This window comes from Mucilaginibacter metallidurans (genome assembly GCF_003286435.2).
Lineage (GTDB): Bacteria > Bacteroidota > Bacteroidia > Sphingobacteriales > Sphingobacteriaceae > Mucilaginibacter > Mucilaginibacter gossypii.
In genome coordinates, this window is the sequence record NZ_CP043449.1 from 229,254 (window position 1) to 244,008 (window position 14,755).

General features: G+C 45.2%; 13 protein-coding genes. 8 read left to right on the forward strand and 5 right to left on the reverse strand.

Features of this window, described 5'->3' with window-relative positions; genetic code table 11:
* Positions 1 to 4: 4 nt before the first annotated feature.
* The 4 genes from DIU38_RS01130 (at position 5) to DIU38_RS01145 (ending at position 3,678) form a co-directional block, all read left to right on the forward strand.
* Positions 5 to 1,294, forward strand: coding sequence for an alpha-L-fucosidase (locus tag DIU38_RS01130; RefSeq protein ID WP_112653618.1), 1,290 nt, complete (start codon positions 5 to 7; stop codon positions 1,292 to 1,294).
* Between the two features lie 12 nt (positions 1,295 to 1,306).
* Positions 1,307 to 2,158: a fumarylacetoacetate hydrolase family protein gene (locus DIU38_RS01135; RefSeq protein ID WP_112653619.1), complete on the forward strand. Its 852-nt coding sequence runs from the start codon at positions 1,307 to 1,309 to the stop codon at positions 2,156 to 2,158.
* A complete protein-coding gene (locus DIU38_RS01140; protein ID WP_112653620.1) occupies positions 2,145 to 2,975 on the forward strand; it encodes an amidohydrolase family protein in 831 nt (276 codons plus the stop codon). The genes DIU38_RS01135 and DIU38_RS01140 overlap by 14 nt, the downstream gene beginning before the upstream one ends.
* Positions 2,976 to 3,471: 496 nt before the next feature.
* Positions 3,472 to 3,678: a hypothetical protein gene (locus DIU38_RS01145; protein ID WP_112653621.1), complete on the forward strand. Its 207-nt coding sequence runs from the start codon at positions 3,472 to 3,474 to the stop codon at positions 3,676 to 3,678.
* Positions 3,679 to 3,760: 82 nt separating this feature from the next.
* Here the strand turns inward: DIU38_RS01145 and DIU38_RS01150 are convergent, their stop codons facing one another.
* Positions 3,761 to 4,258 (reverse strand): DinB family protein, encoded by a 498-nt coding sequence (locus DIU38_RS01150; RefSeq protein ID WP_091166888.1) that lies wholly within the window; start codon positions 4,256 to 4,258, stop codon positions 3,761 to 3,763.
* A gap of 629 nt (positions 4,259 to 4,887) precedes the next feature.
* Here DIU38_RS01150 and DIU38_RS01155 point away from each other — a divergent pair.
* From DIU38_RS01155 to DIU38_RS01170, 4 genes are all read left to right on the forward strand, one after another.
* The gene (locus tag DIU38_RS01155; protein WP_112653622.1) at positions 4,888 to 5,685 is read left to right on the forward strand and encodes a HipA family kinase; all 798 of its coding nucleotides are present in this window, start codon (positions 4,888 to 4,890) and stop codon (positions 5,683 to 5,685) included.
* Positions 5,672 to 6,046, forward strand: coding sequence for a DUF3037 domain-containing protein (locus DIU38_RS01160; protein ID WP_112653623.1), 375 nt, complete (start codon positions 5,672 to 5,674; stop codon positions 6,044 to 6,046). The genes DIU38_RS01155 and DIU38_RS01160 overlap by 14 nt, the downstream gene beginning before the upstream one ends.
* Before the next feature lie 299 nt (positions 6,047 to 6,345).
* On the forward strand, positions 6,346 to 7,194 hold the full coding sequence (locus tag DIU38_RS01165; protein ID WP_208057635.1) for a ThuA domain-containing protein: 849 nt from the start codon (positions 6,346 to 6,348) through the stop codon (positions 7,192 to 7,194).
* Between the two features lie 599 nt (positions 7,195 to 7,793).
* Positions 7,794 to 8,645: an alpha/beta hydrolase gene (locus DIU38_RS01170; protein ID WP_112653626.1), complete on the forward strand. Its 852-nt coding sequence runs from the start codon at positions 7,794 to 7,796 to the stop codon at positions 8,643 to 8,645.
* A 46-nt stretch (positions 8,646 to 8,691) separates the two neighbouring features.
* Here DIU38_RS01170 and DIU38_RS01175 read toward each other — a convergent pair whose 3' ends face one another.
* From DIU38_RS01175 to DIU38_RS01190, 4 genes are all read right to left on the reverse strand, one after another.
* Entirely contained in the window at positions 8,692 to 9,474 is a 783-nt protein-coding gene (locus tag DIU38_RS01175; protein WP_112653627.1) for a polysaccharide deacetylase family protein, read from the reverse strand.
* Between the two features lie 244 nt (positions 9,475 to 9,718).
* On the reverse strand, positions 9,719 to 11,107 hold the full coding sequence (locus DIU38_RS01180; RefSeq protein WP_112653628.1) for an FGGY-family carbohydrate kinase: 1,389 nt from the start codon (positions 11,105 to 11,107) through the stop codon (positions 9,719 to 9,721).
* A 4-nt stretch (positions 11,108 to 11,111) separates the two neighbouring features.
* On the reverse strand, positions 11,112 to 12,386 hold the full coding sequence (locus DIU38_RS01185) for a sugar isomerase (protein WP_112653629.1): 1,275 nt from the start codon (positions 12,384 to 12,386) through the stop codon (positions 11,112 to 11,114).
* Positions 12,387 to 12,607: 221 nt separating this feature from the next.
* On the reverse strand, positions 12,608 to 14,728 hold the full coding sequence (locus tag DIU38_RS01190) for a bifunctional aldolase/short-chain dehydrogenase (protein WP_091175320.1): 2,121 nt from the start codon (positions 14,726 to 14,728) through the stop codon (positions 12,608 to 12,610).
* Positions 14,729 to 14,755: the final 27 nt, after the last annotated feature.

Consider the following 14,755-nt stretch of genomic DNA (forward strand, 5'->3'; position numbering starts at 1 on the left):
TGATATGATTAAAAAGCTATTATTAATGGGTATGTTGCTTGGCGCCGTAAGCGCGGGCGCTCAAACCTACACGCCAACGGCCGACAACCTTGCTGCAAGGCAAAATTTCCAGGATATGAAGTTCGGCCTGTTTATTCACTGGGGTATTTACAGTGAGCTTGGCGCGGGCGAGTGGGTGATGAATGAAAAGCATATCCCTTATGATAGCTATAAACGCCTGGCCGATTTCTTTAATCCGCAGGCTTTTAACGCCCACGACTGGGTGATGTTTGCTAAAAAAGCGGGCATGAAGTATATCATCGTTACCTCGCGCCATCATGATGGGTTCAGCATGTTTGGTACTAAAGCATCGCCGTATAATATTGTTGATGCTACGCCTTACCATAAAGATCCTTTAATGGAACTGGCACAGGAATGCGTTAAAGAAGGCATCGAACTTCATTTCTATTATTCCCTGTTAGATTGGGGCCGCAAGGATTATGCTTATGGCAGCCCGATAGTTGACGGCAAGCCCGCGAACGGCGATTGGGACAGCTATATCAATTTTATGAAAGCGCAGCTTACCGAACTCATTACCAAATACCCCGGCGTTAAAGGCATCTGGTTTGATGGCCATTGGGAGCGTGATGTTAACTGGCATTATGACGAGATCTACGGGTTGATCCACAAACTCAACCCCGCCATACTGGTAGGCAACAACCATCACCTTGAACCTAAAGAGGGCGAGGATTTCCAGATGTTTGAAAAGGATTTGCCCGGAGCCAATACTACAGGTTTCAGCGGTAAATCGAAAATTGGTGCCCTGCCCCTGGAAACCTGCGAAACCATTAACAACAGTTGGGGCTTTAACATTAACGACAGGAGCTTTAAATCATCCAAACGCATTATCCATTACCTGGTTAACGCGGCCGGTCTGAACGCCAACTTTTTATTGAACATAGGCCCGATGCCAAACGGTAAAATTCAACCTGAGTTTACCGATACACTGGCTGTTGTAGGCGCCTGGGTACAAAAAAATGGCGAAGCTATTTACGGTACCCGCGGCAGTGGTATCCCGGCACAGCCATGGGGAGTAATCACCCGGAAAGACAAAAAACTGTATGTGCATGTGATGACAGCACCGCAACAACCATACATTTTCATTCCGCAATTAAAAGGAAAAGTAACTAAAGCAGCATTACTGGCCGATGGTAGTGCGGTGAAATTTAAACAACAAACCGAGGGCGTGTTTGTATATCTTAGCGGCGTGGCAACCGACCCCAACGATACAATTATTAAACTGATAACAAACTAATACAACGACAATATGAAATTGATACGATTTGGCGAGATTGGGAAAGAGAAGCCGGGAATTATACAAAACGATAAAAGATATGATGTATCGGCCTTTGGCGAAGATTACACCGAACAGTTTTTTGAAACTGACGGACTTAGCCGCCTTGCTGATTTTATAAAAGATAACTTACTGCCCGAAGTTGCCGATGATGTACGCTTAGGAAGCCCTATCGTGCGCCCTTCAAAACTGGTTTGTATTGGCCTTAACTATGCCGATCATGCCAAAGAAACCAATGCGCCGCTGCCGCCCGAGCCGGTGATCTTTATGAAAGCAACCACCGCTATTGTTGGTCCGTTTGATGATATCATGATCCCTAAAAACTCTGTTAAAACCGATTGGGAAGTGGAACTGGCTGTGGTTATCGGCAAAAAAGCATCTTATGTGGAAGAAGCCGAAGCTATGGACTACGTTGCCGGCTATGTACTGCACAATGACGTAAGCGAGCGCGAGTTCCAACTGGAGCGTAACGGCACCTGGGATAAGGGTAAAGGCTGCGACACCTTTGCTCCGCTTGGTCCGTTTTTAGCTACACCTGATGAAATTGCTGATCCGCATAACCTGCGCCTGTGGCTAAAAGTTAACGGCGAAACCATGCAGGACGGTACTACCTCAAACTTTATATTTAACCTGCCGCACCTGATCTCATACGCCAGCCAGTTCATGACCCTGCTGCCGGGCGATATCATCTCGACAGGTACCCCCGCAGGGGTTGGCTTAGGCATGAAGCCGCCGATCTACCTAAAAGCGGGCGACGTGGTAGAATTAGGTATTGAAGGCCTGGGTGAATCAAAGCAAAACCTAATAGCTTATGCTAAAAATTGATGCACATCAGCATTTCTGGCAGTACAACCCGGTAAGGGACAGCTGGATCACTGAAGACATGCAGGTAATAGGGCGGGATTTTTATCCCGAAGACCTGTTACCTGTACTGCAAAAACACGGCATGGATGGCAGTGTCGCCGTCCAGGCCGATCAGTCGGAAAAGGAAACGGAATTTCTGTTAGATCTGGCATCCGTTAACCCCTTCATCAAAGGGGTAGTAGGCTGGATAGATTTGAAAGCCGATGACCTGGAAGACCGCCTGCATCATTTTAAAAAATACGAAAAGCTTAAAGGCTTCCGGCATATCCTGCAGTCTGAGCCCGATGAACAATACATGCTTGATCCGGCATTTAAAAAAGGCATCGCCGCTTTGGGCAAACACGGATATACTTATGATATCCTCATCTTTCCTAACCATTTGCCGTATGCCGCGCAATTGGTAGCTGAATTTCCGGATCAAAAGTTTGTGCTCGACCACATGGCCAAGCCCTACATCAAAGCCGGGAAAATAGATTGCTGGAAACAGGATATCGAAAAGCTGGCAAGCTATCCCAATGTATCCTGCAAGGTATCGGCCCTGCTTACCGAAGCCGACTGGGACAACACCCCGGCAGCTGATTTTATCCCTTATATTGATATTGTATTCAACGCTTTCGGTATCAACCGGGTATTGTTCGGCTCCGACTGGCCGGTATGTTTGCTGGCCGGAGGCTATGAAAAAACAATGGAAGTAATGGACCTGTATGCCGAAAGACTTTCTGCTACAGAAAAGGAATTGTTTTTTGGCGGGAACGCGGCTGCTTTTTACGGGTTATAAAGGCTAACGTGCCAATCTAAAAGCGTCATTGCGAGGTACGAAGCAATCGCGAACTATACAGGGCGGCCCTGCAAATTTGGGATTGCTTCGTACCTCGCAATGACGCATCTTTATTGTTGTCTGAGATGACAGTACCGTTAATCCAACCAGCGTCCGTGTCCTCGGGGACGCGTCGCAATCTCATCAAATTCCGCGTTTTTACGATACTTCGCCACTGTACTAAAATCACTAAACTGTACTGTATATTATTTATTTCAAAACGATAGGCTCTATTATCAATATGATAGCGCAGTGTTTGGTGCATTTAATTATAAATCAATTAAATATCAGCATAAATGTAATATTAAGGTAACACAGAGCGTCAGATATAAGTATGGCACACATTTAGCTATATGTACACATGATGGGTATAAAATAACATTAAAAAGGCGAACCATTTCTCTCCCAATAACGTTATATGGGTACCAATCAGACTTAAATTTTTATGTTAGACGTTATGTACACAGCCCTGTTACAAGTTGTAGTCCTGCTTGCGGTTTTCATTTTGCCGATGTTCATATTTGGCAAAAAGATCAGGAACAAAAAAGTAAAGACCGTTAATTATAAGATAGATACCGATACCTCTGAGGCCCGATATGCTATTAATGAAAATGGCTTCCTTGAAGAAATAAATACAGGTAAGCTGTCAAAGCACCGTAGTTGAGTGCAAAAACATACAAAAGCAAAGCACGCTTTTGCCTGCTTTGCTTTTGTATTTAAAAACTGATCTTATTACTCCTGTTTTTTCAGAAACCCTGCTCATCCGCGCTTGGGCCGTAGCTGCCCGGTATCGGGATATCCAGTAAACGTAAATAAACTCCCAACTGTGCCCTGTGGTGTACAATCTGGCAGTAAGTCATCCTGATTACCTCTGCTTTTGTACGTTGATTAAGGATTTGTTCGCCATTACGAAGTGTCCATATTTTATCAAACGTACTAACGTCAGCTTTTTGCAGGCTCGAATAGCCGTCGGCCAATGAATCTTCAAATAGCTTTAATAAATCTGCCGTGCCGCTCACTTTTTTAGGCTCGTAAGGTACAGTGGCAAAATCCAGTTCATCGGTATTTAAGGTAATAGTAACCCAGGTAGGCAGTTCGGCAATGTGGGTAGATAGTTGTTCAATGGTCATGCTTTTAGGATGCGGTTTCCACTGGTATTTATCGTCGGGGATGCGGCTCAGCATTTTTTCGGTGGTTTGAGCTTCCTGCTCCATCTCCTGCAATAACGATTTCAAAGTGTCCATAAGTGTTGTTGTTTTGTTTTATGATGTAAAGTAACGGAGCGGTAATGACAGCCCTATGTCAGCAGGGACAGATAACGGCAATATTATTTTTCTGAACCAGGATTTTTAGGATTTGAGGATTGATAGGATAGTTTATTTTGACTCCGCTGCTTTAATAAAATAGTGTTTCTCCGTCAGCAGATAAGTTTCGGGTGAAAACAGGCAGAACAATGTTGGGCTTGTGTGGTTGCAAGGGCATTAGCGAATTTTGCCGGGAGAGGAAATGGGTAAGGCCAGGCAAAATTTAGCAGCCGTGGTTCCGCCTGTTTTGCAGGGCAAAGGCATGGAGAGGGCATGGAGGGCAGACTGTGGGCAAAGAAACCTCTCTGCTGACTTGATTTATTCGTTAAGTATTATGTTTTAATAGGTATTCATGAGCTCGTTTCACTCGGTTTTTGGTTACTTTTGTATCAAGACAAAAGTAACAGCCACCGCGGCAATTGAGCGGCGAATGTATGTTGGTTAAAACCTAAGCCCAATTAAAGAATAATTTGGGCGTTGGCCGGGCTTTCCGCTCATACTGCACAGGCATTAGCCACAGGCCGGTATCCGCTGCAATCCCTAACGCTGGCTTTTGTTCAATTTAAATTATGAACTACACACCACCACAGCTCCGCACCGTTAACGTGATCCGTTACGTAACGCCTTTGCGCGAGGGCGGGTCATTACCGGCTATTGCCGAAGCCGATGACGAATTTTTATATGTACTGAAATTCCGTGGGGCAGGCCAGGGGGTAAAAGCCCTCATTGCCGAACTTATTGGCGGCGAAATAGCGCGCCTGTTAGGTTTCAAGGTCCCTGAGCTGGTATTTGCCAATTTAGACGAAGCCTTCGGCCGTTCGGAAGCTGATGAAGAGATCCAGGACCTGCTGAAGTTTAGTGTGGGGCTTAACCTGGCGCTGCATTATTTGTCGGGCGCTATTACTTTTGATCCGGCAGTAACTGTGGTTGATTCCAAGCTGGCTTCGCAAATAGTTTGGTTCGATTGTTTGCTTACCAATGTGGATCGTACCGCCCGTAATACCAATATGCTGATATGGCATAAGGAATTGTGGATGATTGATAACGGCGCCGCGCTGTATTTTCATCACTCATGGAACAACTGGCAGGAGATGGCTACCCGTCCGTTTTTACAGGTGAAAGACCATGTGCTGCTACCACGCGCCAATCAACTGGACACGGTTGATGCTGAATTTAAAGCAATCCTAACGCCCGAAAAGATCCGTGATATAGTAGCGTTGATCCCCGACGATTGGATTACTTACCGTGATTTTGAAGAAACGCCTGATGAGGTACGAAATATATACGCCCGGTTTTTAATAACCCGGCTGGCCGCTTCAGATGTATTTGTTAACGCCGCAAAACAAGCCCTATATGCAGGTATTTGAGTACGCCATAATCCGCGTTGTACCAAGGGTGGAGCGCGAAGAGTTTATCAATATAGGGGTGATCCTGTTTTGCCCTAAACAAAAATTTTTAAAAGTATTGTTCAAGGCTGATGACGCAAGGTTAGCTGCCTTTTGCGGTGATTTGGATCTGGATTGCCTGAAGGAAAATATCAATTCGCTTGAGCGCATCTGCAATGGCGAAAAAGATGCAGGGCCAATAGCACAGCTTGATCAACCGTCACGTTTTCGCTGGCTTACTGCTACGCGCAGTACGGTAGTACAGGCATCAAAGGTGCATCCGGGCATGACTACTGATGCGGAGGCCACGTTGAACCGGTTGTTTGAACAGATGGTGTTGTAAAGTGCATACTACCCGTGGGACGCGGGGCAACGGGATAAAAACCATGTCATTGCGAGCGTAGCGCGGCAATCTCGTAGCCAATGCATATCCGATCTGTATAGCTACGAGATTGCTTCGTCGTTCCTCCTCGCAATGACATTTTTCGACTATGTTATGTTGGTGTTGTCCCAAACATCCTTCGCCGATGTTGGTGTTGTCACCAACATCTAATCGCCCCTACATTACCTCTCATCACACCATTTCTCCATCATCATAAAATCAAATCCATTAGTTTTATAAGCACAATTATAAACAGGGATATGAACATCAACCGAAATCTGATCAACAGGGCCATGCTGCTTGCTGTCATTTTCATTATGGCAGTTTTTACAGCAGTAAACGCTAATGCCCAAAACCATAAAAAATTCAAAGTAATAGCCTTTTACACCGGCCGGAGCGACCTGGCGCATATCAGTTTTATGCACGAGGCTAATCGCTGGTTTCCTAAAATGGCTAAAAAGTATAATTTTACCTACGACAGCACCAACAACTGGGCAAATATGAACCCGGAATTTTTGGCCAAATACCAGGTAGTGATATTTTTAGATACCCGCACTGATAACCCCGAGCAGCGTGCAGCTTTTGAACAGTATATGAAAAAGGGCGGCACCTGGATGGGATTTCATTTTTCGGCCTTCGCGCTTACACCTTCGGACTTTCCGCAAAACTGGGACTGGTACCATAACGAGTTCTTGGGGTCGGGACAATATGTGAGCAATACCTGGCACCCAACTTCGGCCATTTTAAGAGTTGAGGATGCTAACCACCCGGTAACCAAAGGCCTGCCGACCACTTTTAAAACAAACCCTAACGAATGGTACCGCTGGGAACACGATCTTCGTAAAAATCCGGATATCGATATCCTGCTGGCGGTTGATTCAACAAGTTTTCCCTTGGGTACAGGCCCAAAGCAACACGAGATCTGGCATAGCGGTTACTACCCCGTAGCCTGGACTAATAAAAATTACCGCATGGTTTATTTCAACATCGGTCATAATGATATGGACTATGACGGCGGCACCAACAAAGAGCTTTCTCAAACTTTTGAAAATGATAATATTGATAAGCTCATCATCAATTCGCTTCTTTGGTTAGGCAGAAGGAAATAGTGTCACCAGCCCCTGAAGCGGACGTTTTATTTTTACGCGGGTTTAGGCGTCCACGCTTGAACCTTGCCAGTGAAGGAGCGTCCACGCCCCCGGCCACAGGCAAGAAATTACTGCGTATCCGGGCGCAAAAAACTATCGGAAAAACAGGGTATAAAAATGGTGTCGCTACTTTGTCAGTATGTAACATAGGTAAAGCCTTCGTTGGTTTTTTTTCTCAAAAAACGCTAAAAAACCAGCAAAAATTGCACTTTTAAATGCGTTTTTAATCTTTCGCACAAGCGCGTTTTAAACTCTTTATAGTTTTAATCGTTGATTATCAGTGTTTTAATAATGTTTCAGGAAAATGGTTAAAATATTGAATATCAACGTGTTTCATAAAATGGGTGTGCCGCGTTTTTACATTCAGAATTTGGAACACCCCTGTTTTTCCAAAAAAGAACGCCGGAGGATTTTTAATTTTTTATGGAGAATCAAAAAATTGGGACTCCCGTTTTGTTACAATCGGAATGCAAGACTTCGTCGGGACAATGTAAATAAAATACCTCTCGGTATATTTCAAGTTGCTTTTGTTTATTTTGCCGGCGAATCCTGCCCCGCTTATGAAAAAGTTAAAAACGGTATTTAACCAGGTAAAATCTCTTAATGGCGCTGAAGCACCTGGTATGGTTAACTTGCTATGGCAATTGATCTGTTATTCGCCAAAAATGCCGGTACGCCTGCAGCAGCAACTTTTGCTTGATGAAGCCAATGCATTTACGCTTGAAGTAGACGATCCTCATTTTGCCAAATCTACTTTAAAGTTCAATGGGTTTACCTGGGGAAAGGGGAAACGCAAAATACTTATCACCCACGGCTGGGGCTCAAAAGCCGCCGACTTTGCCGAGCTCATTACGGCTTTAAAAAATATTAATGATGTGCAGGTAATAGCTTTTGATGCACCGGGTAATGGCAGCTCGGAAGGGGGGCTGTCAAACCTCTTGCTCTTTGCCAAAGCAGCGACAACGGTAATCAAAACCTTTGGGGCACCCGATGTGCTCATTGGTCACTCGTTAGGGGCAATGGCCAATGCCATCGCTATTAAGGAAACAGCTATTAAACCTGGCTTGCTCATCAGCATTGCCCCGCTTATTAATCTGAAAGAGAATTTTATAGCCAGCCTGAACGCGGCCGATGTAGCCCAGGGTTTACAGGATCAATTCTTTACTGATTTTGAGTCATTTTTTGATATGGAGGCTTCGGATTTTACACTTCATAATTTATATCCTGCCGGTTTGGTCAGGAGGCATTGGTTAGCCTATGATCCGGAAGATAAAGTCGCACCCTTCGCATTCCTGGAAAACTTCCTTATCGCTCATCCCGAAGTTGAAACCAAAGTATACCAGGGCCCCGGTCATGAACGCATTATTAAAGATGAGCTTGTTATATCAGATCTCGTTAGCCTGATAGCTTAATTTTACATAAAATGCTTTTAGCCTTCTGCTTTTAGCTTTTATAAAACTATTTAGCGGCCATCACCTCATCCATGGCTTTCATAAAAGTTGTTACTTCAATTTCGTTCCGGTGCGCCTTTAAATAAGCTAACAGCTTCCTGTGCGCATCTGCGGGTGTAACCAAATAATCGCCGCCTACGCCGTGAAACATGAAGATGCCCAGTCCGCCGCTTTGTTGTACTTTCTTTACAAAATCTATCAGGGCATCGCCGGTTACCGGGTTGCCTGTTACGCCCCATGAAGGTACTTTTAACGGGTCGAGATTTTTAAAATCAGTGATCACAGCATCCGGCCCGCCGCCTATACGGGCGTATTTTGCGAGGCCTGCTTTACGCAGGGTATCAACATAGTTTATACCGCTAACCTCAACCTCGGTGCATGGATAAGCATAAGTGCGACCGCCGGGTTTACCATCAAGTGCGAATAACAACGTGTTCATTTCGTTGATCTCACGCAGCATCATAAAAGGTGTATAAATAGCTGAATTATTAGCCGGATTAGCTTTTACATTAGTTAACAGGCAGGGGTGGTATAAAGTGTGATTGGCCAGCTCATAACCTTTTTTGCCTACCTCGCGCCAGCGCGGCAAAGTGGCTTCGGTCATGTTGCCCATTAAAAAGAAGGTGGCGGTAAGGTGTGCAGAATCGAGCTGTGGTATGGCTATGTTTAACTGTGAATTGATGCCGTCGTCATAAGTAAGCACAATAATGGCTTTTTTATGCTTAGCTTGTTGGGCGTTGGCAATAAATGCAAAATTGAGCGATAACAGAAACAAAGCGAATCTTTTCATGAGAGGGTTTTTGATTGGTTGCCCTAAAATAAAAAAATCCGGCTGATAACCGGATTTTTAAATAAGAGTTTCGTTTATAAAAATGTCATTTCGATAGAGCTGGAACGGATGGTGTGCGGGCGCGAAAGATAAATCTTGTACACCTTGTTGAGCCTAAATGCATGGCGTATAGGATTTCTCCTCACCCCAACCTTTAGTCCTCCGCCATTCGTTCGAAATGACATCGGTTTTTACCGAAATAGAGCTATACAACCTCGCTCTGCACCCCCGAATAATATTTTAGTTCGATCAGGTCATGCGGCAGTGTTTTGGTATTCCAGGCATGATGAATAGCCAATGCCGTACCTACGGCAGTTGCCTGCGCCATCGATGCGGCGTAAACTTCCAAATGAGGGAAGGACAGCGCCAGCAGGTGCATGAAAACACTGTTTTTACTAAAGCCGCCATCTACAAAAATGCGTTTTACCGTACAGCCGTTTAAAACATAATTGGTTGAGATGGTTTGCTGGGCAACAATATCAATCATGAGTTGGTGATAAGCTTCAACATCATCAGCAAAATTGTTTAAGTCGCGCTGCTCAAATGCCGATTTCTGTAACTGGCCTTCATTTTCGTCGGCCTTTAATGAGGGTTGATTATTTAGCCGGGCTGCAATTGCAGGATCATAATTTATGGTACGATACCTGATCTCGTCCTGGTTAAAGTGGGCGGCTATTCTTTTTACTTGCTGCTCATATTCATAACCCGTAAACAAGCGTGAGGCTTTTACCGGGCTGCCTTTGTATTGCAGGTAGTTAAGACAATCATGCTTCAGTTCATCAGCCGTAAGCGGTGTTTGGTTAAAAGGGTTAAGACTGATTGACCAGGTACCCGTCGAGATCAGCACAAAGGGCATATTAAAGCTTACCAGGTAAGGGATGAGCGCTGCCGAACTATCGTGCAACCCAATACCAACCTTATAAGTGCTGCCCGGAAACTCGGCCGGAAGTACGCTATCCGCGGGATGCAGAGGTGCCATCTTGGACAAGACCCCTTCATCATTAAGCCAGTTGTGATAAGTGCTCTTAGCAAAATCCCAAAGGGCGGTATGACAGCCGATGCTGGTAAGGTCGCTCACCATTTGCCCGCTGATGAGGTAGCTCATATATTGGGGTAAGTGTAAGGCATACTTTATCCGCTTAAACACTTCGGGCTGTTGATATTTAAGCCTGTATAACTGCAATCCCGAATTAAGGTTGCCCAAAATCGGCGAGGCGGTCTCTAATACAAACCTGGCTTCGTCGCCATAGTTTTCATAAAACTGCCTGCCCAGTTCAGCCGGATATGGTTTAAGGTAATTATACAATGGGGTAAGCGGCTTGCCGTGTTCATCAACATAAACAAAGCTGGCGCCGTAAGTTGAAAAGTTGACCGCTTTAAGATCAAACTCCTTATGCTTAAAAATTTCGCGCAATGAGTCAAACACCGATAACCTGAGGCTGTCGAGGTTTTCACATGCGTCGCCATCTTCGTCGTGGGTTTCCAAAAAACGGGCTGTCCGTTCAAAAACTATCCTGTAGTTCTCATCAAACAGGAACAGCTTCTTGTTGGTTTTACCCACATCAAAAACGGCTATAACAGGTATCGGCTCCATAGGCTTACAATCCGGTTGATACTGCTTTAGCTCCTCTTTCGTTTATCAGTTGCTGCCTGATAGTTTGTTGCCTGTAAACAGCCAGCGGGTTGAGCGCACCGCCTGCTCTTAAGCGTGCTTCGGCCAATAACGAACGGACGTCGGTACGGTATGCCTGCTGCAAAATTTCTTGCGCAAGCACTACATCATTATCCTGTTGTGCCTGTACCAATGCTGGAGTATCTACTAATAATGCCTGTGCATAGGCTATCTTAATGGCTTCTACTGATTGTAACAGGTCTTCAATTGGGTCTTTTACATTGTGTGAAGCATCGATCATCCAGCCTATAGAAGTGGCGTGTGTCATGTCGCGAGCGTCCATACCTTCAACCAGTTCGTTAAAGATCAGGAACAACTGGTATGGGTTGATGCTGCCAACGGTAAGGTCATCATCACCATATTTTGAATCGTTAAAGTGGAAACCGGCCAGCTTGCCTTCCATCAGCAGTAATGAAACTATCTGCTCAATGTTTACCCCCTGTAAGTGGTGACCAAGATCAACTAATGTCTGCGCTTTTTGACCCAGTTTTGATGATAGCAGGTAAGATTGACCCCAATCGCCAATAGTGGTTGAGTAGAAGTTAGGCTCATAAGGTTTATACTCAACCCAAACTTTCCAGTCATCGGGCAGGGCCTCATAAATTTCCTGTAAGCTTTCTAAAGTGCGTTCAAACGCGCCGCGCATGTTCAACTGACCGGGAAAGTTTGATCCGTCCGACAGCCAAACAGATAATGCTTTTGAATCAAGTTCAACACCGTATTTGATCACCTCGATATTGTGGGCAACAGCTTGTTTACGTACCGCTTTATCTACGTGGTGTAATGAGCCGTATTTGTAGCTCAATTCCTGGTTGGGCTGATCCTGAAAAGTATTGGAGTTAACCGCATCAAAATGCAAGCCCAACTGCGCTGCATGAGCTTTTATAGCTGAAGCGTTGGATGGGATATCCCAGGGAATATGTAATGATATAGAGTTGCTGCTACGGTTAAGTGCATGGATTAAACCTACATCTTCAATTTTTTCTTCCAGGCTGCGGGGTTCACCACCGCCCGAAAACCTGCCGAAACGTGTACCGCCGGTACCTAAAGCCCAGCTTGGTATAGCAATATTAAAATCAATCAGTTTTTGCAGGATGGTATCCAGATTTTTCACATCACCGGCAACAAAATCAAATTTGCGCTGGTGATCTTTCAGTTGCTGATGATTGGCTTCATCAATTTTATATTTTTCTAACTGCATAATTGGTATTGGTTATGATTTAAAAGAGATACGTCATCCCGAACTTGTTTCGGGAACCCACTTGCTAAGAATCTGCGTGACGCAGACTTTGCAAGTGAGGTGCTGAAACAAGTTCAGCATGACGGTTTTATATTGGTGATTAGCCAGACTTACGAAGTTTTTAAAACTTCGTAAGTCTTTAAGCGATGACCATGAACTATGATCCATCAACCATGAACTAGCTATCTTACAAACGCCATCGCTACACCACCATCAACATTCAACACGTTGCCGGTTGATTTGTTGAGCAAGCCGCCGGTGAAGGCGAAGCAGGCATTAGCAATATCGGCAGGTAAAATTACCTCGTTCAATAATGTGCGTTTTGCATAGTAAGCTGGTAGTTCATCCACGGTAACGCCGTAAGCTTTAGCACGGCCTTCGGCCCATCCGCCGGCCCAAATGTTGCTGTCGCTGATTACGGCATCCGGGTTAACAACGTTCACACGGATTTTATCGGTGCCAAGCTCGGCCGCGTTCAGTCTGCTCAGGTGTAACTGGGCAGATTTTGCCGAGCCGTAACCGGCGTTGTTCGGTCCGCTCACTAAGGCGTTTTTGCTTACAATGTTGATAATGTCGCCGCCAATGTCTTGTTTTTTCATCACAGCAACTGCCGCCTGGGTAATAAAGAACTGGCCTTTAACCAATACATCGTACAATAAGTCCCAGTCTTTTTCAGTATGGTCGGCAATTGATTTAGAGATAGACAAGCCGGCATTGTTCACCACGATATCAACGCCGCCAAAAGCTAAAGCAGCAATTTCAAGCGCTTCGTTGATCTGATCGGCTTTGGTTACGTCAAGTACGGCTGTGGTGTATGAATCTTTGCCGTATTGTTTTTTGAACTCTTCACCTGCACCTTCCAAACGCTCGGCGTTCATGTCATTCAGAATAACTACAGCGCCTTCATCAACAAATTTTTTGGCGATAGCTTTACCTATGCCGCCTGCGCTGCCGGTGATCAGGGCAATTTTACCTGATAAAGCTTTTGGCTTAGGCATACGCTGTAGTTTGGCTTCTTCCAATAACCAGTACTCAATATCAAACGCTTCCTGGCGCGGGAGGGAAGTGTATTCCGAAATTGCTTCAGCACCTTTCATTACGTTGATGGCGTTGGTATAAAACTCGGCAGCAACACGGGCAGTCTGTTTATCTTTTGAAAAAGAGAACAAGCCTACACCCGGATACAGGATGATAACCGGGTTGGTATCCCTGATGGCCGGGCTGTTATCATGCTTGCAGGTATTGTAATAGTCAGTATACATTTGGCGGTAAGCCTCAAAGGCAGGAGCCAAACGTGCTTTTAACGCGGTAACATCGCTCAGGTCTTCGCCCGGTGCAAGGTCAAGCACCAGCGGACTGATCTTAGTGCGAAGGAAATGATCCGGGCAACTGGTACCCAATGGAGCCAGGCGGTCAAGATCATTGGAGTTGATAAATTCCAATACACGGGCATCATCCGTAAAATGACCAACCATGTGCCTGTAGCTTGAACAAAAACCGCGCAATACCGGTGCAAGGGCAGCAGCCTGTTTTTTACGGCCTGTCTCGTCAAGGCTTTCCACTTTTTGGCCGCCGAAAACAGGTCCCTTTTTGCCGTAGTTTTCTTCCAGGTATTCGGCACAGCGCTCAATAACTTCAAGCGTGTTCATATAGCTTTCGTAAGCTGTATCGCCCCAGGTGAATAAACCATGCGAACCTAACATAATACCGCGGATGCCTGGGTTTTCATCCAAACATTGTTTTAATTGCAAGCCTAATTCAAAGCCTGGTTTTTTCCATTCAACCCAGCCGATGGTACCGTTAAAAAGCTCCTGGGTTATTTTTTTACCATCTTTTGCTGCCGCGATGGCGATGGCAGCATCAGGGTGCAGGTGATCAATGTGTTTGAATGGCAGGAAGCCGTGAAGCGGCGTATCAATAGATGGTGCTTTCGAGTTAAGATCGTAGATGCAGTGATTAAACAACTCAACCATTTCATCTTCAAATTCAACCCCGCGATAGATGTTTTTCAGGCTGCGTAAACGATCAACATAAAGGGCAGCCAAGCCGCTCTTTTTCAACGTGCCAATATCACCGCCCGAGCCTTTGATCCACATTACCTCAACATCATTGCCGGTAAGCGGATCTTTACTCATCAGCTTGCATGATGTGTTGCCGCCCCCATAGTTGGTAAGGCGCAGATCGGCACCCAAAAGGTTGGAGCGGTATATGAGCAGGGCTACTTCATCGCCCGCCAGTTCGGCGGCTTTTGCTTCATCCCACAAATAGCTTACGTGTTTAAATTCAGTTGTTTTCGACGACATATATTTTAATTGTTGAATTATTGAGTT

Coding starts and splice junctions, on each gene's coding strand:
- DIU38_RS01130 (WP_112653618.1), top strand. CDS start 5: ATGATTAAAAAGCTATTATTAATGGGTATGTTGCTTGGCGCCGTAAGC.
- DIU38_RS01135 (WP_112653619.1), top strand. CDS start 1,307: ATGAAATTGATACGATTTGGCGAGATTGGGAAAGAGAAGCCGGGAATT.
- DIU38_RS01140 (WP_112653620.1), top strand. CDS start 2,145: ATGCTAAAAATTGATGCACATCAGCATTTCTGGCAGTACAACCCGGTA.
- DIU38_RS01145 (WP_112653621.1), top strand. CDS start 3,472: ATGTACACAGCCCTGTTACAAGTTGTAGTCCTGCTTGCGGTTTTCATT.
- DIU38_RS01150 (WP_091166888.1), bottom strand. CDS start 4,258: ATGGACACTTTGAAATCGTTATTGCAGGAGATGGAGCAGGAAGCTCAA.
- DIU38_RS01155 (WP_112653622.1), top strand. CDS start 4,888: ATGAACTACACACCACCACAGCTCCGCACCGTTAACGTGATCCGTTAC.
- DIU38_RS01160 (WP_112653623.1), top strand. CDS start 5,672: ATGCAGGTATTTGAGTACGCCATAATCCGCGTTGTACCAAGGGTGGAG.
- DIU38_RS01165 (WP_208057635.1), top strand. CDS start 6,346: ATGAACATCAACCGAAATCTGATCAACAGGGCCATGCTGCTTGCTGTC.
- DIU38_RS01170 (WP_112653626.1), top strand. CDS start 7,794: ATGAAAAAGTTAAAAACGGTATTTAACCAGGTAAAATCTCTTAATGGC.
- DIU38_RS01175 (WP_112653627.1), bottom strand. CDS start 9,474: ATGAAAAGATTCGCTTTGTTTCTGTTATCGCTCAATTTTGCATTTATT.
- DIU38_RS01180 (WP_112653628.1), bottom strand. CDS start 11,107: ATGGAGCCGATACCTGTTATAGCCGTTTTTGATGTGGGTAAAACCAAC.
- DIU38_RS01185 (WP_112653629.1), bottom strand. CDS start 12,386: ATGCAGTTAGAAAAATATAAAATTGATGAAGCCAATCATCAGCAACTG.
- DIU38_RS01190 (WP_091175320.1), bottom strand. CDS start 14,728: ATGTCGTCGAAAACAACTGAATTTAAACACGTAAGCTATTTGTGGGAT.